The sequence below is a fragment of the Kitasatospora viridis genome (genome assembly GCF_007829815.1).
Classification (GTDB): Bacteria; Actinomycetota; Actinomycetes; order Streptomycetales; family Streptomycetaceae; genus Kitasatospora; species Kitasatospora viridis.
This window is the reverse complement of record NZ_VIWT01000006.1, coordinates 162,675-180,862: the sequence shown is the minus strand read 5'-3', so window position 1 is coordinate 180,862 and position 18,188 is coordinate 162,675. Positions and strand designations below refer to the sequence as shown.

The following is an 18,188-nucleotide window of genomic DNA, read 5'->3' as shown; positions in this document are numbered from 1 at the left end:
ACCCCGTGTCAACTCCCCGACAGCGCCTGGGCGGTGCGCTTGCCGCCCTCGCGCTGGCCGTGACCGGTCCGGTGCTCGCGACCCCCGCGAACGCCGCCACCCCCGCCGCTGCCCCCGCCTTCAGCGTCACCGTCGGCTCCTCCGGCAGCTACGCGTACCCCGACGACACCCCCGCCTTCCCGTTCACGGACAAGGACGGCAGCTTCCACGTCCAGGAGTCGGACTCGCTCTACGGCGCCACCGACCCGCGCCAGTGGAGCTTCTACACCGGCTCGAACTTCGACACCGCCACCCCCGACAACGCGTTGGACAACGCCGTCAACCCGGCGAACAGCAACGACCGCAACAACGACACCACCTGGCGCTGCGACAACAGCCCCACCGGCCTGTCGGCCACCAACGCACCGGCCGGCTCCGGCTACGCGCAGCGCAACTACTGCGACCTGTCCAGCGTCTGGGTCGACCCGGACACCGGCGACTGGTACGGCCTGGTGCACAACGAGTTCACCCCGCAGCCGTTCGGCGACGGCATCCACTTCGACGCCATCGACTACGCCAAGTCCACCGACCAGGGCCGCACCTGGACCATCGAGGACCACGTCATCACCTCGCCCTACAGCACCACCCGGGGCGACGCCAACGCCTTCCCGCAGCAGACCTACTACTACGGCGACGGCGACCAGCGGCTCTTCGTGGACACCGCCTCCGGCTACTTCTACGTCTTCTACGGCTCCCGGATCGTGGACAAGAACGGCAGCTGGGGCGACTTCCTCTCGCACGTGGCCCGCGCCCCCATCTCCGGCAAGATGGCGCCCGGCACCTGGCAGAAGTGGTACGACGGCGCCTGGTCGCAGCCGGGCGTCGGCGGGCAGGAGAGCGACCTGGTCCCGGCCGACGCGGCCAACCCGAACGGCTACCTGGCGCCGTCGGCCGAGTACAACCCCGCCAACCCCGGCACGGTCAGCCAGCAGCTGTCCGCCGGGACGCTGCAGCCGACCTCGCCGCTGTTCGTCATGAACATCACCTACGACGCCTACCTGGGCCTGTACCTGGGCACCCCGCAGGCCGTCGACCAGAGCGGCAACGCGCCGCAGCAGGTCTACGCCACCAGCGACCTGGCGAGCGAGAAGTGGACGCTGCTCGGCGACACCGGCAGCTACCACACCGCCTCCTGGTACCGCTGGTTCCTGGACAGCGCGAACCGCACCGGCACCGGGATCGTCGGCAAGCAGTTCCGGCTGTACTGCGCGTACGGGTGCTCCAACGGCTCCTCCGGCGAGTACGCGAACCTCACCGTGGACGCCGCGTCACCCGCGCCCGCGCCGTTCGACCCGGCGAAGACGTACCAGATCGGCAGCGGCGGCCAGCTGCTCACGCAGGCCGGTAAGCGGGCCGCCGCCGCGAAGGCGGCCTCGACCTCGGCCGCCTGGTCCTTCTCGGCGGTCGGCGACGGCTCGTACCTGATCACCAACGCGGCCAGCGGCGGGCACCTGGGCGTGGACGCCAGCGGCAACGCCGGGCGGGCCTGGGGCGCCGCGACGACCGTCACCACCGCGACCGGGGTCGGCCAGCAGTGGTTCGTGATCCCGGCCGGCGGGTCGTACCGGCTGGTCAACCGCTACAGCGGCCTGGTGCTCGCGCTGAACGGCTCGGCCTCCGAGACCACTCCGCTGCGCACCTGGACCGACACCACCGGCTCCGCCGTCGGCGGTGGCCGCACGGCCGCCCAGCAGACCCTCGCGATCACTGCGGTGGGCGGCACCGGCGGCGGTTCGATCACCGGCGCCCACCCGCTGACCGCCGCCGGCAAGGCGCTGGACGACCCCAACCACAGCACCACCGCCGGCACCCAGCTGATCACCTGGACGCCGAACGGCGGCGCCAACCAGTCCTGGCAGTTCGCCCAGCAGGCGGACGGCAGCTACCAGCTGACGAACGCCCAGTCCGGCCTCTGCGCCGACGTCTCCGGCGGCTCGACGGCGGCCGGGGCCCAGGTGATCCAGTGGAGCTGCACCGGCGCGGCCAACCAGCACTGGAGGCTGAGCCGCAACGCCGACGGCAGCTACACCGTCAGCTCGGTGCGCAGCGGGCTGCTGCTGACCACCGCGAGCGGCAACGACGGCGCGCTGGTCACCCAGCAGGCGGACAGCGGATCGGCGTCGCAGCACTGGACGATCGGCTGACATCCTGATCCCCCGGGGCCTGAGGTTCCGGGCCCCTGACGCACCCTCGGGTGCCCGCCCCGCCCGCGCGGGGTGGGCACCCGTGTCGGTGCCGGCCCGTACGGTCGCAGTAGCGACCGGTGGCGGACCGGACCTGCGGAGGGATCCCGATGGCGACGTACGTACTCATCCACGGCGGGGCGGCCGACGCCTGGTACTGGGGGCCGCTGGCCGCCGAGCTGCACGGGCGGGGCCACGACGTGGTCGCGCCCGACCTGCCGTGTGACGACGAGTCGGCCGGGCTGGCCGAGTACGCGGACGCGGTGGTCGAGGCGATCGGTGCGCGGACCGGTCTGGTGGTCGTGGCGCACTCGTTCGGCGGGTTCACCGCTCCGCTGGTCTGCGAGCGGGTGCCGGTGGAGCTGCTGGTGCTGGTCCAGGCCCAGGTGCCGGCCCCGGGCGAGGCGCCCGGGCAGTGGTGGGAGAACACCGGCTACCCCGCCGCCCGGCAGGCGGACGACCGCCGCCGGGGCGTGCCGGAGGGCGCGGCGCAGGACCCGGTGGCGTTCTTCCTGCACGACACCCCGGCCGAGCTGGCCGCCGAGCTGCTGACGGAGCACCAGCGCGCGCAGTCGGCCACCCCGTTCGGCGCGCCGTGGCCACTGTCCGCCTGGCCGCAGGTGCCGACCAGGTTCCTGCTGGCCCGCGACGACCGCTTCTTCCCCGCCGACTTCCTGCGCCGAACGGTCGTCGACCGCCTCGGCTTCGAGCCGGACGAGATGCCGGGCGACCACCTCCCGATGCTCGGCCACCCCCAGGAGCTCGCCGACCGCCTGGAGGCCTACCGCGCCGCGCTCTGACCGGGGGACCGAAACCCGCTGGGCCCGGCGGGGCCCGGACAGTAGGCTCCCGGGATCATGGAGCAGCTACCCGAGGGCGTCGACCACGACATCCTGGAGAACCGGATCGTCTACGCCCTCAAGGCGATCATCGAAGCCCGCGGCTGCACGCTCCCCGAGGCGCAGGACGTGTTCCTCGCCCGCTACGAGGAGCTCCGGCGCGACCGCCCGGACGACTTCCTGCTGCCGCGCGAGGAGTACGGCCGGAACTCCTACTCCTGAGGTCAAGTCAGCCGCCGTCGTGCCCTGCCCTGCCCTGCAACCGGTCGCCCGTGCCGAGTCGTCACAGCCGATGCCGTGACAACGGGAACGGGGGCGTCTGATGGCGGATCAGGGATCGGGCTGCGGCGGGGTGCTGATCGTGGTGGTGCTGGGGCTGCTGCTCGGCGGGCTGTTCGTCGCGGACTACGACGGCAGCGCGAACGGGACCGGGCACGATCCGGCCGCCATCGACCTGCCGAGGACGGTGGAGCACCAGCGCCGGTTGAGCATGAGCGACGCGGGCCTGAACGACGTGGACGCCACCACGGTCGGGCTCTCCCCCACCGGGCTCTCCGGCGACAGCCAGGGCGTCTACGGCGAGGCCCCGGGCACGGCCGGCCTCTGGGTCGTCGACACCGGGGACAACCGGAACGGCGTCGCGGGCCGCTGGCTGGCCGCCGACCCCCCGAAGAACACCCTCACCACCCATCCCCAACTCTCCATCGGCGGCAGCACCACCTGCTACCAGGACCAGCACGCGGGCCGTGCCATGTGCATCTGGCACGATGCGAACTTCGTGCTCCAGGTGAGCGGCCCCACCGACCCGGCCGGCATCGAGCGGGTGCTGCTGCGGGTCTACGACGGCACGGAACAATGATGGCGCGCAAGGCGAGGCGGGGCGGCGGCCCTGTCCTGATCGGCGGCTGCATCGTCGGCGCGCTGGCGGTGCTGCTCACGGTGCTGTTCCTCGCGGACCACGACGGCAGCGCCCGGGGCACCGGACACGACCCGGGGAACATCGCGCTGCCGAAGACCGTGGAGCAGCAGCCGCGGCAGGGCGCGCCGCTCGTCGCGGACACCGCGGACCAGGGCATGCCGCGACGCGCCCAGGGTGTGGTGACCACGGTCGTCCAGGGGGTCTACGCGGATGCCCCGGCCGCCCCGGACCGGTGGGTGGTGACCACTGCCCGGAACACCGGCGGCCAGCTCGGGCCCCTGCTGGCGGGAGTTGACGCGCCGTCGAAGGACGTCGTGGTCAGCCGTCCCGCGCTGCGGATCGCCGGCAGCACCACCTGCTCCCAGAACCGGGCCACGGGCCGGACCACCTGCCTCTGGTACGACGAGAACCTGTTCCTGCAGATCGGTGGACCGGCCGGCCCGGCGGACGTCCAGCAGGTGCTGCTGCGGGTCTACGACGGCACGGAGCGCTGAATCGTGATCGCGGGCCGGCCGCACGCCTCTTGCGGACCGGCCGGGCGGCGTGTTCTCTTCTGCTCGACGGAGGCGGGTCGCCGACGGAGACGGGGGCTGTTGTGACGTGTCTCGGAATCGTGCTCTGGTTCGTCGGGCTCGGGGTCGCGACGTCGATGAACGAGAACCTGGGCACGCTGTACTTCTTCGGCAGCCTGGTCTGCCTGGGTGCGTGGCTCTGGAAGCGCAGCGAACCGGAGCGGGAGCGGCTGGCGTCGCAGGCCCGGCACCGTGCGCACGCGCAGGAGGCGGCGGAGCTGAGGCAGCGCCAGGAGCGCGAGCGGGCCGAGGTGGAGCGCTGGCGGGCCGCGCACACCCGGGCCGCGGCGCCGGAGGCGGGCGGCCGTTTCCGCCCCGGGCCGGTCGGCCTCCCCGCGGGCCTGGGCGGCGCCCTGATGGTCAGTCCGGCCGAGCTCCCGACCGGGCAGTTGCTGGCCCTGCCCGACGTGGACCAGGCCCGCCGGGTGTTCAGGGGGACGGTCACGGCGGTGGTCCGCTCGATCGACGACGAAGCCCGCGGCTTCGTCCGGGAGTTGGACGGCCTGCCCGACGGCGGGTGCGAGCCGGGCCGGCTCCGCGAGCAGGGCGGCGAGCTGGGCTGGAAGCCGGCGCAGAACGGCTCGCGGCTCACCGGCGCCGCGGCGGACCTGGTGTCCGAGGTGCTCGCCTGGGCGGACGTGCGGCGGCGGCTGCTGAAGGACTTCTGGCCCGACCCGGCGGTCGCGCTGGGCCAGGTCGAGGAGCTGATCGAGGAGAACGGCGACCGGGTGCGGGTCTGGGGGCGTAAGGCGGACTGGAACGGGCCGGGGCCCGCGGTCCTGCCCGGCAGCGCCTGGCCGGATTTCCTGACGGACCTTCGCGACCGGCTCACCCGGGTGTCCACCGCGCTGGGCGACCTGTCCGCGTTCCCGCTGCCGCCCGCGCTGAGCCCGCCCCCGGACGCCAAGTTCGCGGAGCACGTGTCGGCGTCCGCCGCCACCGACACGCTCAGCGCCTTCCTGGTGGAGGCGGCCGCCCGCTCCGCCGCGCTGAGCGGCGGCCCGATGCCGCCGCAGGCAACGGACTGGGGCCTCGGCGCCTACACCCTGAACGGCTTCCTGACCGAGGAGATCCGCGACCGGTTCCACCGCGCGGTCGCCGGCAGCCCGGCGGTCGCCGAGTGGGCGCCGGAGCTCGCGTCGCCGCAGCTCCGGCACCGGCTGCACCTCTGCTACCTGGCTTTCGCACTCGGCTACCTGACGGAGGTATCGAAGGGGATGCAGGACTACACCGAACGCTCCGGCTCGGGGAAACCCGCGGCGAACCTCACCGTGATGGGCTCCATCGGCTCGGTGCAGATCGCCGAGAGCATCCAGATCATCGGATCGAACCTGGCCGCCATCATGGACCGGGGCAGCGCCCGGACAGCGGAGGCGATCCGCGCGCTGAGCCAGGCGATCCAGCAGGAGCCCGCGCTCTCCGACGATCAGCGGGTGGACCTGCTGCACCACCTCGCCGACGTGGCGGAGGCGGTCAGCCACCCGGAGGACGGCCGTCGCCGGTCCCGCGTCCGGCCGGCGCTGACGGCGATCGCCGAAGCGGGTGCGGCCGTCGGCGCAGGCTCCCCGATCTCCCGGGCCGTCACCGACTGGCAGCACGTGCTGTCGGCGCTGTCCTGACGGGCTGTCCTGAGGCCGTGTCCGCTACCGCGCAGGCGCGGGGACCGGGCGGGCGGCGCGCAGAGTGGCGACGGCGAGCAGGATCAGCACGACCTCGACCGCCACGCTGACCAGGCCGAGCGGCTCGGTCCAGTTGCCCTTGTCGTCGGCGTAGTCGGGCAGGCCGGGCCCTCGGGAGAGGATGAAGCCGACCAGCGGGCCGAGCCCGACGCCGGCCGCGAGCAGCCAGGTGGGGGCGGCAGCGGCAGCGTTGCGGCGGGCCAGCGTGAGCAGCAGCAGCGCGGCCACGACGCCCGCTGCCTCCAGCAGGTAGTAGCCGAGGCCGACGTATCCGGGGGTCTTGTTGCCGGGGAAGCCGCCCTGGTCCTGGACGTGGATCCAGGAGACGGCCAGGCAGAGCAGGGCGGCCGAGGCAGCGCGGAGCGTGGGCATGGGGTCTCCAACGGTGGAGGGGTGGGGGGAAGCGCGGCACGCGACGCGTGCCGACCGCCCCAGGATGCCGCCCACCGGAGTTGACTGACCATCGCCAAGAGCTCTGAATAGCTTCTGAGTTTCCGTCAGCTCCGCTCCGTCAGCGACGGGTCGTCATTTCCAGGCGGGCGGCCAGGTCCTCGGCCAGCCGGGCGGACGGGCCGCGCCGGCGGCGGGAGAGCGCCAGGCCGAGGTGGCGGCGCGGGCCGGGCTCGGCGAGCGGGCGGTCGACCAGGTCGGGGTGGCGGGTCAGGCCGATCTCGGGGATCAGCGCGATCCCGGCGCCTGCGTGCACCAGGGACTGGGCGAACTCGTAGTCGGTGGCGGTGCAGCAGACCCGCAGCTCCACGCCGGCCAGCGCGGCGTACCCGGCGAACTGCGCGGCGGACTTGCGGCAGCCCAGGATCCAGCGCTCCCCCGCGAGTTCGGCCAGGTGCAGCGGCCCGCGACCGGTGGCGGCGGGATGCGCGCGCGGCAGCACCACCCGCAGCGGATCGGTACCGAGCGGCGTCCAGTCCAGGCCGGAGCGGTCGCCGGGCCGGGCGGGCGGCGGCCCGTCGAAGTGGTAGGCGAGCGCCAGGTCGGCCCGGCCCGCGCGGACGGCCGGCAGGCTCTCCTCCGGCTCGTCCTCCAGGACGGTCAGCTCCACCTCCGGGTGCTCGGCCAGGAAGCCGGCCAGCGCGCCGGGCAGCAGCCGCCGGCCGGCGCTGGCGAAGGTGGCGACGGTCAGTGCGGTCCGGGCGGCGGCCAGCCGGTCGATCCGCTGCTGGGTGTCGGCCAGTTCGGCGGCGATCGCGTCGGCGGCCTCCACCAGCAGGCGGCCGGCCTCGGTGAGGGTGACCCCCCGGGTGGAGCGCTCGACGGCGGGCGCGCCGAGGCCGCGCTCCAGGGCGGCGACCTGCTGGGAGACGGCGGAGGGCGTGCAGTGCAGCACCTGGGCGGCCTGGTTGAAGCTGCCAAGCCGGGCCACCTCGCGCAGCACGGCCAGCCGCTGGACGTCGATCAACAGTTCTCCTGGGGATGTGGGATCGAGATGCAGACTACTGCTGTCGATCACCGCCGACCAGACTGGGCCCCTGGAACGAGAGAGGGCTGGGCACATGGATGTCTGCGTGATCGGCGGGAGCCGGTACTTCGGGCGGCGGCTGATCGGGCACCTGCGGGACGCCGGGGTGCGGGTGACGGTGCTGAACCGGGGGTCGACGGCGCCGCCGGCGGGTGTGGAGCAGCTGTGCGCCGACCGGAACGACGAGGCGGCGCTGCGGGCCGCGCTCGGCGAGCGGCGCTTCGACGTGGTGGTGGACCAGGTCTGCTACACGCCGGTGCAGGCGGCGATCGCGGCGCGGGTCTTCGCGGAGCGGACCCGCCGGTACGTGCTCACCTCCACGGTGGAGGTGTACGCGGAGACCGGCGAGGCGCCCGTTCGGGAGGAGGCCGTCGATCCGTCGGTGTGGCCGGTGGACCTGGCGCTGCCTTGGGGGCACCCGGACTTGGTGGAGGCGCACTACGCCGAGGGCAAGCGGCAGGCGGAGGCGGTGCTGACCCGGGCCGGCGGGTTCGAGACGGCGATCGTGCGGACGGCACACGTCGTCGGCGGGGCCGACTTCACGGGGCGGCTGGCGCACTACGTGCGGCAGATCGAGCGGGGGGAGCCGGTGCGGGTGCACGCCGACCCGCAGCCGGCCTCGTTCGTCCAGGAGGAGGAGATCGCGCGGTTCCTGGCCTGGACGGCGGCGGCCGACTTCACCGGGCCGGTGAACGCGGCCTCGGACGGCGCGCTGGACGTGCGGGAGCTGTGCGCGGCGATCGGGCGGGTGGTGGGGGTCGAGCCCGTGCTGGAGACGGGGGCGCAGGAGGGGGCGGCGGAGAGTTCGCCGTACTCGTTCGAGCGGTGCTACGCGATGGACAACGGGCGGGCGCGGCGGTTGGGGTTCGAGTTCTCGTCGGTGGCTGGCTGGCTGCCGCAGGTGATCAAGGAGGCGCGAGCATGACGGAAACTCACCTGACGGAAAATCACCTGACGGGCGTTCAGCGGCTGCCGGTGGGCAGCGTCGGCCTCGGTGCGATGCCGCTCTCGGTGGAGGGCCGGCCGGACGAGCGGCAGGCCGTCGCCACCGTCCACGCCGCGCTGGACGCGGGCGTGCGGCTGATCGACACTGCCGACTGCTACCAGTGGCACGCCGACGAGCTCGGCCACAACGAGCGCCTGGTCGCCCGCGCGCTGGCCGCCTACGGCGGGGACGCGGCGGACGTGCTGGTGGCGACCAAGGGCGGCCGGGGCCGGCCCGGTGACGGCTCGTGGACCGTCGACGGACGTCCGGAGCACCTGCGGCGGGCGGCCGAGGAGTCGGCGGCCCGGCTCGGCGTGGCGGCGATCGGGCTCTACCAGTTGCACAAGCCCGACCCGCGGGTGCCGTTCGCGGAGTCGGTCGGGGCGCTGCGCGAGCTGGCCGACGCGGGGACGATCCGGCTGGTCGGGCTGTCGAACGTGGACCGCGCGCAGATCCTGACGGCCCGCCAGATCCTCGGGGAGCGGCTGGTGTCGGTGCAGAACCGGTTCTCCCCCGCCCACCAGGAGACCCGCGACACCCTCGACCTGTGCACCTCCCTCGGGCTCGCGTTCCTGCCGTGGAGCCCGCTCGGCGGGATCTCGGTGAGCGCCGTGGACGACCCCGGCAGCGCGCCCGGTCCGGACGGCGCCTTCCACGCCGTCGCCCGGGAGCGCGGGGTCAGCCCGCAGCAGGTCTGCCTGGCCTGGCACCTGGCGCAGTCGCCCGTCGTGCTGCCGATCCCGGGCGCGCGTCGCCCGGCCTCGATCCGCGACTCGGCGGCCGCCACCGGGCTGCGCCTGACGGCGCGGGAGCTGGCGCTGCTGGGCCCGGCCGACCTGGCCGCCGACGGGGCGTGACATCCTGGCACCATGCTTCTGACCAGCGAGGACATCAGCAGCGACACCGGCGAGAACCTCTGTGTGGAGCTGCGGCCGGTGGGCTACCAGTTCCGCGCGCCGCTCGGCGACCCCTACGACGACAACTGGCTCGTCATCGCCGGGCGGGTGGTGGCCCCGCAGGGGCGCTGGCGCTTCGAGGAGCCGGTGCTGCTGACCGACGAGGCGCGCAAGCTCGCCCGCTGGCTGCGCTACGCGGCCGGCGGACGGATCGCGGTGAGCCCGGGCGGGCCCGATCTGTCGTTCCTGGAGGGCAACCTGGCGTTCAGCCTGGCCGCCGAGTCCGGCGACCGGGTGGTGCTGCGGGTGCACCTGTCGCTGGAGTCGGCGCCGGCCCGGCTCGGCGACCAGGTGGCCGTCGAAGTCCCGCTCGCCAAGGCGGGGTTGCTGGCCGCCGCCGAGACCTGGGAGCAGGAGCTGGTGCCGTTCCCGGCCAGGTGAGCGGGCGCCCGAAGTGATCGACGAGCGGCCGGCCGCGCGGCTACAGTCGGCGACATGCCCGAACTGACGCCGTTGCACGCCGACCACGCCCCGGCCGTGCTCGCCTTCGAGTTGGCCAGCCGCGCCTACTTCGCCGCGAGCATCTCGGACCGCGGCGACGGCTTCTTCGAGCGGTTCGACGAGCAGTTCCGGGACCGGCTGGACGAACAGGCCACCGGTGACGGCGCGTTCTACCTGCTGGTCGACGAGCCGGACGGCTCGGTGCTCGGGCGGTTCAACCTGGTGGACCTCGCGGACGGCGGCGCGGTGCTCGGCTACCGGGTCGCGCAGCGGGTGGCCGGGCGCGGGGTGGCGAGCGCGACGGTGCGCAGGCTCTGCCGGCTGGCCGCCGTCCGGCACGGGCTGCGGGAGCTGCGGGCGGCGGTCTCGCACCAGAACGTCGCTTCCCAACGGGTGCTGGCCAACGCCGGGTTCACGCCGGTCGGCCCCGCCGGGCCGGCCGACCTGGGCGGCAAGGAGGGCACCTGGTACCGGCGTGAGCTGGCCGAGGCGGGCCGCGGGCTCGCCCCGCTGGTCGCCTCGCTCACCGCCCTGGCGGCCGAGGCACCGGCGCCGTCGGCGCGGATCGCCGCGGACTTCGACCGCGCCCGCCGGCTCGCCGGACCCGCCCCGGACGCGGAGGTGCTCGCCGAGCTGACCGCGACCGGCGAGGCCCTGCGCGGCCCGGACGGGAGCCGGGCCGCGCGGGTGCCGGCCCGGCGGGCGCTGACGGCGTTGCTGGGCAGCTGGCGGCTGCCCTTGCCGGAGCTGCGCGGGCCCGCTTGACCCGGGCCCGCGCCGCCGGCCGTCAGGCCGTCAGGACAGCGGGTTGAGGTACACCCCGCTCGCGTCCTGACCGGGTGTGCTGCGGCAGGCGAAGTTCTGGCCGGCCGGTTCGGCGGCGACCAGGCTCAGGCACCGGCCCAGGCCCAACTCGCCGTAGTAGTTGGGGTGGAAGGACTCCTGGACGGTGCCCTGGGTGGCGCCGGTGGTGAGGAACCGGGCCCACTCGCCGCTCGCCGCGTCGGTCGGCTGATCGTCGGTGGCGAGGCTGTCGGAGGTGGAGCAGACCTCGTGGCCCTGGAGGAAGTCCTGCAGGTCGAGGAACTGCGCGCCGTGGCCGGCGGCGACCTGGCCGAGCCGCTGGGCGAGCTGCGGGATCAGCTGGTCGCGCGCCCAGTCCAGGTCGGCGTTCCAGAACGGGCAGCCGCCGGTCATGGTGCGGCTCCAGCCGCTCTCCGGGTAGCGGTCCTCCGAGCTGCGCGGGATCGGGGACGGGTAGGACTGGAGCACGATCCGGTAGTCCGAGTCGGCGTAGCCGTCGGCCGTCATCACGGCCCGGACCTCGTCGATCGCCTTGCCCACGTTGGTCATCGCGCTGTCGATCTTCGAGTCGACGGCGGACTGCTCGGTGGCGTTGCAGTAGCTGTACCAGACCTCGTAGTCCTTGATGCAGGCCGAGATGGCGTCGGCGAAGCCGAGGTCGTTGCCGCCGATGGACAGGGCGACCAGCCCGACCCGCTGCTGCGCGGCGATGGCGGCCAGCTGGTCGGCCTGCGGTGCCTCGCCCTTGTAGGTCTGGCCGCCGCTGCTCGCCCGGAACACGTCCGCGGTGGTGGCGCCCGAGCAGGCGATGTTCACCGCGCCCGCGCTGCCGAAGGCGCTGATCGCCTCGGCGGAGTCGGAGCGGTCGCACCCGCCCGCGGTGGCGCCGTACACCGAGCTCGCGTTGTAGGACGAGCCGTTCCAGGCGCGGTCGGTGCCGTCCCGGCTGCCGGTGATGGTGTCGCTGTTGCCGGCCCAGCGGCCGGCCTCGCCGGAGATGTAGCTGTCGCCCATCGAGACGGCGATGCCGCCGCCCGAATCGGCGTGCGCCTGGGCGGCGCCCGCGGCGAGCAGGCCGGAGACGGCGAGGGGGAGGGTGAGCGCGGCGGCGGCGAACCGCCGGGCTCTGCCGCCGGATGCGGCCGTGGCGCTGTTCTCTGACATGGAGGAACTCCTGCGCTCCGCCTCCACTGCCTGACACAGCGGAGAGCGACGGGGAAAGCCCCCGGCCGAGGGATGTGGGGTGTGCCGGAGACGCGAGAAATCTGGCACACCGCGCTTTGTTACCGCTAGGTATCCGCACCACCTTTCTCGCTCGGCAGCCACTCCGGTCACGCTCCGTCACGGCGACTCGGTGCCCACCGTCTCCAACAGGTTCGCCACCAAGGGGTTGCGGTCGTCCGCGCGCCAGGCGACGGCGACCCGGGTGCGCGCGCCGTCGGGCCGGATCCGCCGGAAGGCGACGCCCTTGAGGCGGATCCGCCGGATGCTCGCCGGGGCCAGCGAGACGCCCAGTCCGGTCTCCACCAGGGCGCAGACGGTCTGCCACTCCACCGCGTGCTGGGCGATGCGCGGCGTGAAGCCGGCGTCGGTGCACAGGTCGACGATCCGGTCGTACAGCGCCGGGCCGACCGGCCGGGGCAGCAGCACGAACGGCTCCCGTGCCAGGTCCGCGAGCCGCACCGACCGTCCGGCGGCCAGTGGGTGGGCGGCGGGCAGCACGGCCACGAAGGGCTCGCTGAGCACCGTGCGGAAGCCGAGCTCCGCCTCGTCGGCGGGCGGTTCGCGCAGCAGCCCGATGTCGATGGTCCCCTCGCGCAGGGCCGTGAGTTGGGGCGCGCTGGTCATCTCCAGGATGTCCAGGTGCACGTCGGGGTAGCGCTCGCGGTGGTCGCGCAGCAGGCCGGGCAGCACGGTCAGCGCGAGCGAGGCGGCGAAGCCGATCCGCAGCCGGCCGGCCCGGCCACTGCCCACGGCGCGGCTCGCGGCCAGGCCCTCGGCGAGGCCGGTCAGCGCCCGCCGGGCGGCCGGCAGCAGTTCGCGGCCGGCCGGGGTGAGCGCGATCCGCCCGGGTTCGCGGGTGAACAGGGCGTGCCCGACCTTGTCCTCCAGGCGGCGGATCTGCTGGCTCAGCGGCGGCTGGGCGGTGCCGAGCCGGGCGGCCGCGCGGCCGAAGTGGAGTTCCTCGGCGAGCACCGTGAAGGCGTACAGCTGCGGCAGCGGGAGTTCGGGACGGTCCGTCCGCACAGGGTCCATACGCATAGGGATATCAGTCGGTGCCGGAATCGGTATTAGACGTATCCCCGCTGGTCACCTAGCGTTCGGCGCATGACAGAGCGACGCGCGATCCTCAGCGGTTCGACCTTCGAGGAACAGATCGGCTACGCCCGGGCCGTGGTGGACGGCGACCGGGTGCACGTGTCCGGGACGACCGGGTACGACTACGCGACCATGACCATCTCGGACGACGTGGTGGAGCAGGCCGAGCAGGTGCTGCGCAACATCGGGGCCGCGCTGGCCGAGGCGGGCTGCGGCTTCGCCGACGTGGTGCGGGTGCGCTACCTGCTGCCCGACCGGGCCGACTTCGAGCCGTGCTGGCCGGTGCTGCGCGCCTGCTTCGGCGAGGTCAGGCCGGCCGCGACCATGATGGTCTGCGGGCTCGCCGACCCCCGGATGAAGATCGAGATCGAGGTGGACGCACGGCGGGCCAGCATCTGACGGTGGGTCAGTCCGCTGCGCGCCAGTGCGGCGACGGGAGTTGGACGACGATCAGCGCGATCCCGGCCAGGGTGATGTTGCGGATCGCCGCGTCCAGCCCGTTCCACGCCTTCGACTGCCACATCGCGAACCACTCGCCGCCGATCGCGATGAAGCCGATGCCGAACAGCAGCAGGGTCAGCACCAGCCCCAGGGTGCTCGCCCGGCGGGCCCGGGTGAAGTCGCCGTGGCGCAGGGCGGCGAGCCAGCAGACGGTCGCCGCGGTGAGCACCAGGGCGGACAGCGCCTCCCAGGCGATGATCGCGACGTACGCCGTGTTCTGCAGGGCGGTCGAGGTGATGGCCCGCCACATCAGGTGCTTGTCGCGGAAGGTGGTGTCCATCGCCAGCACGTGCTGGACGAACTTCTGGTTGGTGCCGAAGTCGGTGATGTTGCCGAAGACCACCAGCAGCAGGTAGACCGCCACGGTCGCGGTCAGGGCGGTGGCCGCGACCGGCAGCGTGCCCAGCGCGAGCAGTCGGCCGTCCACGCCCTCGCGGCGCCCTCCCGCCGTGCTTCCCAACGGCATCGCGGTCCTCCCGGGTGCGGGCCACTGCTCCTGCGCCGCAGCCTACCCGCCGCCGGGCCGACGGTCCGTCAGGCCGGGCCGGTGGCGCGGGTGGTGACGGGGGCGGTTGCCGGGCCGGTGGCGCGGGCGGCGGTGATCAGGGTGCGGGCGGCGGCGCGGGCCTGCCCGGCCGGTTCGGTGCTGCCGGCGATCGCGGCCGTGGTGATCGCGCCCTCGGCGAGCAGGGCGAGCTGGTCGGCGAGTTGCCCGGGCAGGTCGGCGGCGGCGACCAGGTCGGCGAGGTACTGCCGGAAGGCCGCCTTGTGCGCGCGGGCCGCCTCGGCCACCGCCGGTGCGGTGGCGCCGAGTTCGCCGAAGGAGTTGACGAAGGCGCAGCCCCGGTAGCCCGGCTCGGCGAACCACTCCCGCAGCCAGTCGTAGACCGCCAGCAACCGCTCTTCGGGGGACCCGGTCACGGAGTCGACGTGGTCGGCGAGGGCGCCGCGCCAGGCGGTGTCGCGGCGGCGCAGCACGGCCTCGACCAGGTCGGCCTTGGAGGGGTGGAGCTGGTAGAGCCGCTTGAGCGACACTCCGGCGGCCGTGCGGACCGCGTCCATGCCGACCGCCTGCACGCCGTTGGCGTAGTACAGCTGCTCGGCCGCGTCGAGCACGCGCAGCTGCGCCGTTCCGGGTTCCACCGTGATCCGCTCCTTGCCGATCGTTCCCACCGTGCCGTCCTTGCCAGAGAACCAGCGTTCTCCTAGAGTACGGCACAGCTGGAGAACGCTCGTTCTCCGGCTTCGCGAAGGAGCCGCCATGACCGCCGCCGCCCGTCCGCCGCTGCCGCCGTTCACCGAGGAGACTGCCCGTCAGAAGGTCCAACTCGCCGAGGACGCCTGGAACACCCGCGATCCCGAGCGGGTCGCGCTCGCGTACACCGAGGACTCCGAGTGGCGCAACCGCGACCAGTTCGTCAACGGCCGGGCGCAGATCGTCCGCTTCCTCACCGCCAAGTGGCAGCGCGAGCTCGACTACCGCCTGCGCAAGGAGCTGTGGGCGTACACCGGCGACCGGATCGCCGTCCGGTTCGAGTACGAGTACCGCACCGCCGACGGGCAGTGGTTCCGCGCCTACGGCAACGAGAACTGGGAGTTCGACGAGCACGGGCTGATGCGCAAGCGGTACGCGAGCATCAACGACCTGGCGATCCGGCCCGAGGAGCGGCGGCTCGGGTGAACGGCTGCCCGATTGAACGGCGGCTCTGTTGAACGGCGGCTCCGTAAAACGGCTGCTCCGTTAAACGGCTGGGGATTTCGGCCGGTTTCCAGCAGAGTTGGCACCGTCGGGCACCCCGCCCCCGGAAGAGGAGTCGCATGGCTGACATGGCGTCGTTCGGTGCGGCGGTCACGGCGTGGGCGGCCGGCGGGCCCGGCGAGGCCCTGGCGGGTGATCAGGCGCGCGAGCTGGCCGGGCGGTTGCCGGTGCGGGCCGTGGTGCTGCTGGAGGGGCCGAGCGACGTCGCCGCGGTCGAGGCGCTGACCGCCCGGCGCGGCCGGGACCTGGCCGCCGAGGGGGTCTGCGTGCTGCCGATGGGCGGCGCGATGAGCGTCGGCCGGTTCGCCCCCTTCCTCGGCCCCGCCGGCCTGGGCCTGCGCCTGCTGGGCCTGTGCGACGTGCAGGAGCACGAGTTCTACGCCCGCGGCTGGGCCCGGGCCGGCGCGGATCCGCGGGAGGTCTTCGTCTGCCGGGCCGACCTGGAGGACGAGCTCATCCGCGCGCTGGGCCCGGACCGGCTCAGGGAGTTGGTCCGGGCCCAGGGCGAGCTGCGCTCGTTGGAGACCTTCCTGCGCCAGCCGGCCCAGCGCGACCGCACCCCGCAGCAGCAGCTGCGGCGCTTCCTCGGCACCAGGTCCGGCCGCAAGGTGCACTACGGGCGTGCCCTGGTCGAGGCGCTCGGCCCCGACCAGGTGCCCGCACCGCTGGGCGAGTTGCTGGCGGCGCTCTGAACCGGGTGCGAGCGGCTCAGAACCAGTCGGGGTGGCACTCCCCCGCCGTCCGGTCCAGGCTGTCGAGCAGGTCGAACTGCGGCTCGGTGCGCGGCAGTTCGACTCGGAAGAAGTACCGCGCGGCCTGCCGCTTGCCCTGCCGAAACGAATCGTCGCCCTTGCCCAGGGCGAGGAACTGCTCCAGCCAGATCCAGGCCAGCACCACGTGGCCCACCGCCTCCAGGTAGGCGGAGGCGTTGGCCAGCGCGGCCGCCGGGTCCCCGGTGGACCAGAGCCGGGCGGTGGTCCGCTCGATCCGGTCGACCGAGCGCAGCAGCCGGGCGGCCAGCTCGGCCGCCTCGCCGCCGGTCGCGCTGGCCCGGTAGGCGGTCGCCCGCAGCGTCTCGACGAGCAGGGCCAGCCCCGCGCCGCCGTCCATGGTGACCTTGCGGCCGAGCAGGTCGAGCGCCTGGATGCCGTGGGTGCCCTCGTGGATCGCGTTGAGCCGGTTGTCCCGGTAGAACTGCTCGACGTCGTACTCGCGGGTGTAGCCGTAGCCGCCGTGCACCTGGATGGCCAGGTCGTTGGCGGCCAGGCACCACTGGGCGGGCCAGCTCTTGGCGATCGGCGTCAGGACGTCGAGCAGCAGGCGGGCACGGTCCCGGTCGGCGGTCGAGGCGCCGGTGCGCTCCTCGTCGAGCAGCCGGCTGCAGTAGAGGCCGAGCGCCAGGGCGCCCTCCACGTAGCTCTTCTGCGCCAGCAGCATCCGGCGCACGTCCGGGTGCTCGATGATCGGGACCTGCGGGCTGCCCGGGTCCCGGGCCGTCAGCGGGCGGCCCTGCGGGCGGGTGCGGGCGTAGTCGAGGGCGTGCAGGTAGCCGGTGTAGCCGAGGGCGGTGGCGCTCTGGCCGACGCCGATCCGGGCCTCGTTCATCATGTGGAACATGTAGGCCAGCCCGTGGTGCGCCTCCCCCACCAGGTGGCCGACCGCGCCCGGCTCGCCGCCCGGGCGGTGCACGCCCTCGCCGAAGTTGAGCAGGGCGTTGGTGGTGCCGCGGTAGCCCATCTTGTGGTTGAGGCCGGCCGTCACCACGTCGTTGCGCTCGCCCACCGTGCCGTCCGGGCCGACCAGGAACTTGGGCACGATGAACAGCGAGATGCCCTTCACACCGGCCGGGCCGCCGGGGATCTTGGCGAGCACCAGGTGGACGATGTTCTCGCTGAGCTCGTGGTCGCCGCCGGAGATCCAGGTCTTGGTGCCGGTGATCCGGTAGGTGCCGTCGGCCGCGGGCACCGCCCGGGTGGTGATGTCGGCCAGCGAGGAGCCGGCCTGCGGCTCGGACAGGCACATGGTGCCGAAGAAGCGGCCCTCGACCATCGGGCGCACGTAGGTGTCGATCTGCTCCTTGCTGCCGTGCGCCAGCAGCAGGTTGGCGTTGCCGACGGTCAGGAACGGGTAGGCGGCGGTGCCCACGTTGGCGGCCTGGAACCAGAGCTGGCAGGCGTTGGCGACCACGGCGGGCAGCTGCTGGCCGCCGACCTCGTGGTCCATCGCCGCGCCGATCAGGCCGGCCTCGGTGAAGACCCGCAGGGCCGCCGCCACCTCCGGGATGACGTGCACCCGCTCGCCGTCGAAGCGGGGCTCCTCGGCATCGTTCTTCTTGTTGTGCGGGGCGAAGTGCCGGGTCGCGATGGACTCGCTGAGGTCGAGCACCGCGTCGAACGTGTCCCGGTCGTGGTCGGCGTAGCGGGGGCGCCGGGTCAGGGAGGTGACGTCCAGCCAGTCGTAGAGGAGGAAGTCGAGGTCGCGGCGGGAGATCAGCAGGTCGTCCAAGGCGGGGAGTCCGTTCCGGGGTGGGCGGGTGCGCTGCGGGAGCGAGGGTGTCCTTCCCCGCTCCGGCGCAACGATTCACCCGGGCGAGTGGTTTGCCGCCGCCCCCGGGATCCCGGCGTTCTCGTCGTGGTCACATCACCTCGGCCCGGATCCGCCGGGCCCGGTTCGAAGGGGGTGGCCGAGAGGTGTCGGCAGATCGGTTAGGACTGT

Annotated in this window: 19 protein-coding genes and 1 pseudogene; 13 read left to right on the top strand and 7 right to left on the bottom strand. The window is 73.8% G+C overall.

The genetic code is table 11. The features are described 5' to 3' along the window. The first annotated feature begins 5 nt into the window (after positions 1–5). From FHX73_RS39865 to FHX73_RS39840, 6 genes are all read left to right on the top strand, one after another. Complete coding sequence (locus FHX73_RS39865) at positions 6–2,183, top strand: RICIN domain-containing protein (RefSeq protein ID WP_145910961.1); 2,178 nt, start codon at positions 6–8, stop codon at positions 2,181–2,183. A gap of 149 nt (positions 2,184–2,332) precedes the next feature. Then, a complete protein-coding gene (locus tag FHX73_RS39860; RefSeq protein ID WP_145910960.1) occupies positions 2,333–3,022 on the top strand; it encodes an alpha/beta fold hydrolase in 690 nt (229 codons plus the stop codon). A gap of 57 nt (positions 3,023–3,079) precedes the next feature. Beyond that, complete coding sequence (locus tag FHX73_RS39855) at positions 3,080–3,283, top strand: hypothetical protein (RefSeq protein ID WP_145910959.1); 204 nt, start codon at positions 3,080–3,082, stop codon at positions 3,281–3,283. Positions 3,284–3,383: 100 nt separating this feature from the next. After that, positions 3,384–3,920, top strand: coding sequence for a hypothetical protein (locus FHX73_RS39850; RefSeq protein ID WP_145910958.1), 537 nt, complete (start codon positions 3,384–3,386; stop codon positions 3,918–3,920). Next, positions 3,920–4,474 carry a hypothetical protein gene (locus tag FHX73_RS39845; protein ID WP_145910957.1) on the top strand — a complete coding sequence of 185 codons (555 nt, stop codon included), beginning with the start codon at positions 3,920–3,922 and terminating at the stop codon, positions 4,472–4,474. Before FHX73_RS39850 ends, FHX73_RS39845 begins: the two co-directional genes overlap by 1 nt. Before the next feature lie 101 nt (positions 4,475–4,575). Beyond that, positions 4,576–6,171, top strand: a complete 1,596-nt coding sequence (locus FHX73_RS39840) for a hypothetical protein (RefSeq protein WP_145910956.1) — start codon at positions 4,576–4,578, stop codon at positions 6,169–6,171. 24 nt (positions 6,172–6,195) lie between these two features. On the opposite strand, the gene FHX73_RS39835 is transcribed toward FHX73_RS39840, so the two are convergent. Together FHX73_RS39835 and FHX73_RS39830 are read right to left on the bottom strand one after the other, a co-directional pair. Further along, positions 6,196–6,603, bottom strand: a complete 408-nt coding sequence (locus FHX73_RS39835) for a hypothetical protein (protein ID WP_145910955.1) — start codon at positions 6,601–6,603, stop codon at positions 6,196–6,198. 139 nt (positions 6,604–6,742) lie between these two features. Next, on the bottom strand, positions 6,743–7,648 hold the full coding sequence (locus FHX73_RS39830) for a LysR family transcriptional regulator (RefSeq protein WP_145910954.1): 906 nt from the start codon (positions 7,646–7,648) through the stop codon (positions 6,743–6,745). A 94-nt stretch (positions 7,649–7,742) separates the two neighbouring features. On the opposite strand from FHX73_RS39830, the gene FHX73_RS39825 reads away from it, so the two are divergent. The 4 genes and pseudogenes from FHX73_RS39825 to FHX73_RS46890 form a co-directional block, all read left to right on the top strand. Then, the gene (locus FHX73_RS39825; RefSeq protein ID WP_145910953.1) at positions 7,743–8,633 is read left to right on the top strand and encodes an NAD-dependent epimerase/dehydratase family protein; all 891 of its coding nucleotides are present in this window, start codon (positions 7,743–7,745) and stop codon (positions 8,631–8,633) included. Continuing rightward, positions 8,630–9,550, top strand: a complete 921-nt coding sequence (locus tag FHX73_RS39820) for an aldo/keto reductase (protein ID WP_211786489.1) — start codon at positions 8,630–8,632, stop codon at positions 9,548–9,550. Before FHX73_RS39825 ends, FHX73_RS39820 begins: the two co-directional genes overlap by 4 nt. Before the next feature lie 12 nt (positions 9,551–9,562). Next, entirely contained in the window at positions 9,563–10,030 is a 468-nt protein-coding gene (locus FHX73_RS39815; protein WP_145910952.1) for a WapI family immunity protein, read from the top strand. Positions 10,031–10,084: 54 nt separating this feature from the next. After that, positions 10,085–10,573 (top strand): annotated as a pseudogene (locus FHX73_RS46890) (GNAT family N-acetyltransferase); the annotation flags it as partial. 312 nt (positions 10,574–10,885) lie between these two features. On the opposite strand, the gene FHX73_RS39805 reads toward FHX73_RS46890, so the two are convergent. Next, complete coding sequence (locus tag FHX73_RS39805) at positions 10,886–12,058, bottom strand: GDSL-type esterase/lipase family protein (protein WP_145910951.1); 1,173 nt, start codon at positions 12,056–12,058, stop codon at positions 10,886–10,888. 177 nt (positions 12,059–12,235) lie between these two features. Beyond that, positions 12,236–13,150: a LysR family transcriptional regulator gene (locus tag FHX73_RS39800; protein ID WP_145910950.1), complete on the bottom strand. Its 915-nt coding sequence runs from the start codon at positions 13,148–13,150 to the stop codon at positions 12,236–12,238. A gap of 72 nt (positions 13,151–13,222) precedes the next feature. On the opposite strand from FHX73_RS39800, the gene FHX73_RS39795 reads away from it, so the two are divergent. Then, positions 13,223–13,612 carry a RidA family protein gene (locus FHX73_RS39795; RefSeq protein ID WP_145910949.1) on the top strand — a complete coding sequence of 130 codons (390 nt, stop codon included), beginning with the start codon at positions 13,223–13,225 and terminating at the stop codon, positions 13,610–13,612. A gap of 7 nt (positions 13,613–13,619) precedes the next feature. Here the strand turns inward: FHX73_RS39795 and FHX73_RS39790 are convergent, their stop codons facing one another. After that, positions 13,620–14,180, bottom strand: a complete 561-nt coding sequence (locus tag FHX73_RS39790; protein ID WP_145910948.1) for a DUF2165 domain-containing protein — start codon at positions 14,178–14,180, stop codon at positions 13,620–13,622. Positions 14,181–14,248: 68 nt separating this feature from the next. Continuing rightward, complete coding sequence (locus tag FHX73_RS39785) at positions 14,249–14,887, bottom strand: TetR/AcrR family transcriptional regulator (protein WP_246214183.1); 639 nt, start codon at positions 14,885–14,887, stop codon at positions 14,249–14,251. A gap of 88 nt (positions 14,888–14,975) precedes the next feature. Between FHX73_RS39785 and FHX73_RS39780 the strand changes: the two genes are divergently transcribed. Together FHX73_RS39780 and FHX73_RS39775 are read left to right on the top strand one after the other, a co-directional pair. After that, a complete protein-coding gene (locus FHX73_RS39780; protein WP_145910947.1) occupies positions 14,976–15,395 on the top strand; it encodes a nuclear transport factor 2 family protein in 420 nt (139 codons plus the stop codon). Between the two features lie 137 nt (positions 15,396–15,532). Then, positions 15,533–16,165, top strand: a complete 633-nt coding sequence (locus tag FHX73_RS39775) for a TOPRIM nucleotidyl transferase/hydrolase domain-containing protein (RefSeq protein WP_145910946.1) — start codon at positions 15,533–15,535, stop codon at positions 16,163–16,165. Positions 16,166–16,181: 16 nt separating this feature from the next. On the opposite strand, the gene FHX73_RS39770 is transcribed toward FHX73_RS39775, so the two are convergent. Continuing rightward, a complete protein-coding gene (locus FHX73_RS39770; RefSeq protein ID WP_145910945.1) occupies positions 16,182–17,978 on the bottom strand; it encodes an acyl-CoA dehydrogenase in 1,797 nt (598 codons plus the stop codon). Positions 17,979–18,188: the final 210 nt, after the last annotated feature.

Bases quoted from the DNA above. Each gene is read 5' to 3' on its own strand.
- FHX73_RS39795 (WP_145910949.1), top strand. From the start codon at position 13,223: ATGACAGAGCGACGCGCGATCCTCAGCGGTTCGACCTTCGAGGAACAG.
- FHX73_RS39820 (WP_211786489.1), top strand. From the start codon at position 8,630: ATGACGGAAACTCACCTGACGGAAAATCACCTGACGGGCGTTCAGCGG.
- FHX73_RS39855 (WP_145910959.1), top strand. From the start codon at position 3,080: ATGGAGCAGCTACCCGAGGGCGTCGACCACGACATCCTGGAGAACCGG.
- FHX73_RS39835 (WP_145910955.1), bottom strand. From the start codon at position 6,603: ATGCCCACGCTCCGCGCTGCCTCGGCCGCCCTGCTCTGCCTGGCCGTC.
- FHX73_RS39790 (WP_145910948.1), bottom strand. From the start codon at position 14,180: ATGCCGTTGGGAAGCACGGCGGGAGGGCGCCGCGAGGGCGTGGACGGC.
- FHX73_RS39775 (WP_145910946.1), top strand. From the start codon at position 15,533: ATGGCTGACATGGCGTCGTTCGGTGCGGCGGTCACGGCGTGGGCGGCC.
- FHX73_RS39850 (WP_145910958.1), top strand. From the start codon at position 3,384: ATGGCGGATCAGGGATCGGGCTGCGGCGGGGTGCTGATCGTGGTGGTG.
- FHX73_RS39780 (WP_145910947.1), top strand. From the start codon at position 14,976: ATGACCGCCGCCGCCCGTCCGCCGCTGCCGCCGTTCACCGAGGAGACT.
- FHX73_RS39800 (WP_145910950.1), bottom strand. From the start codon at position 13,150: ATGGACCCTGTGCGGACGGACCGTCCCGAACTCCCGCTGCCGCAGCTG.
- FHX73_RS39860 (WP_145910960.1), top strand. From the start codon at position 2,333: ATGGCGACGTACGTACTCATCCACGGCGGGGCGGCCGACGCCTGGTAC.
- FHX73_RS39805 (WP_145910951.1), bottom strand. From the start codon at position 12,058: ATGTCAGAGAACAGCGCCACGGCCGCATCCGGCGGCAGAGCCCGGCGG.
- FHX73_RS39845 (WP_145910957.1), top strand. From the start codon at position 3,920: ATGGCGCGCAAGGCGAGGCGGGGCGGCGGCCCTGTCCTGATCGGCGGC.
- FHX73_RS39825 (WP_145910953.1), top strand. From the start codon at position 7,743: ATGGATGTCTGCGTGATCGGCGGGAGCCGGTACTTCGGGCGGCGGCTG.
- FHX73_RS39815 (WP_145910952.1), top strand. From the start codon at position 9,563: ATGCTTCTGACCAGCGAGGACATCAGCAGCGACACCGGCGAGAACCTC.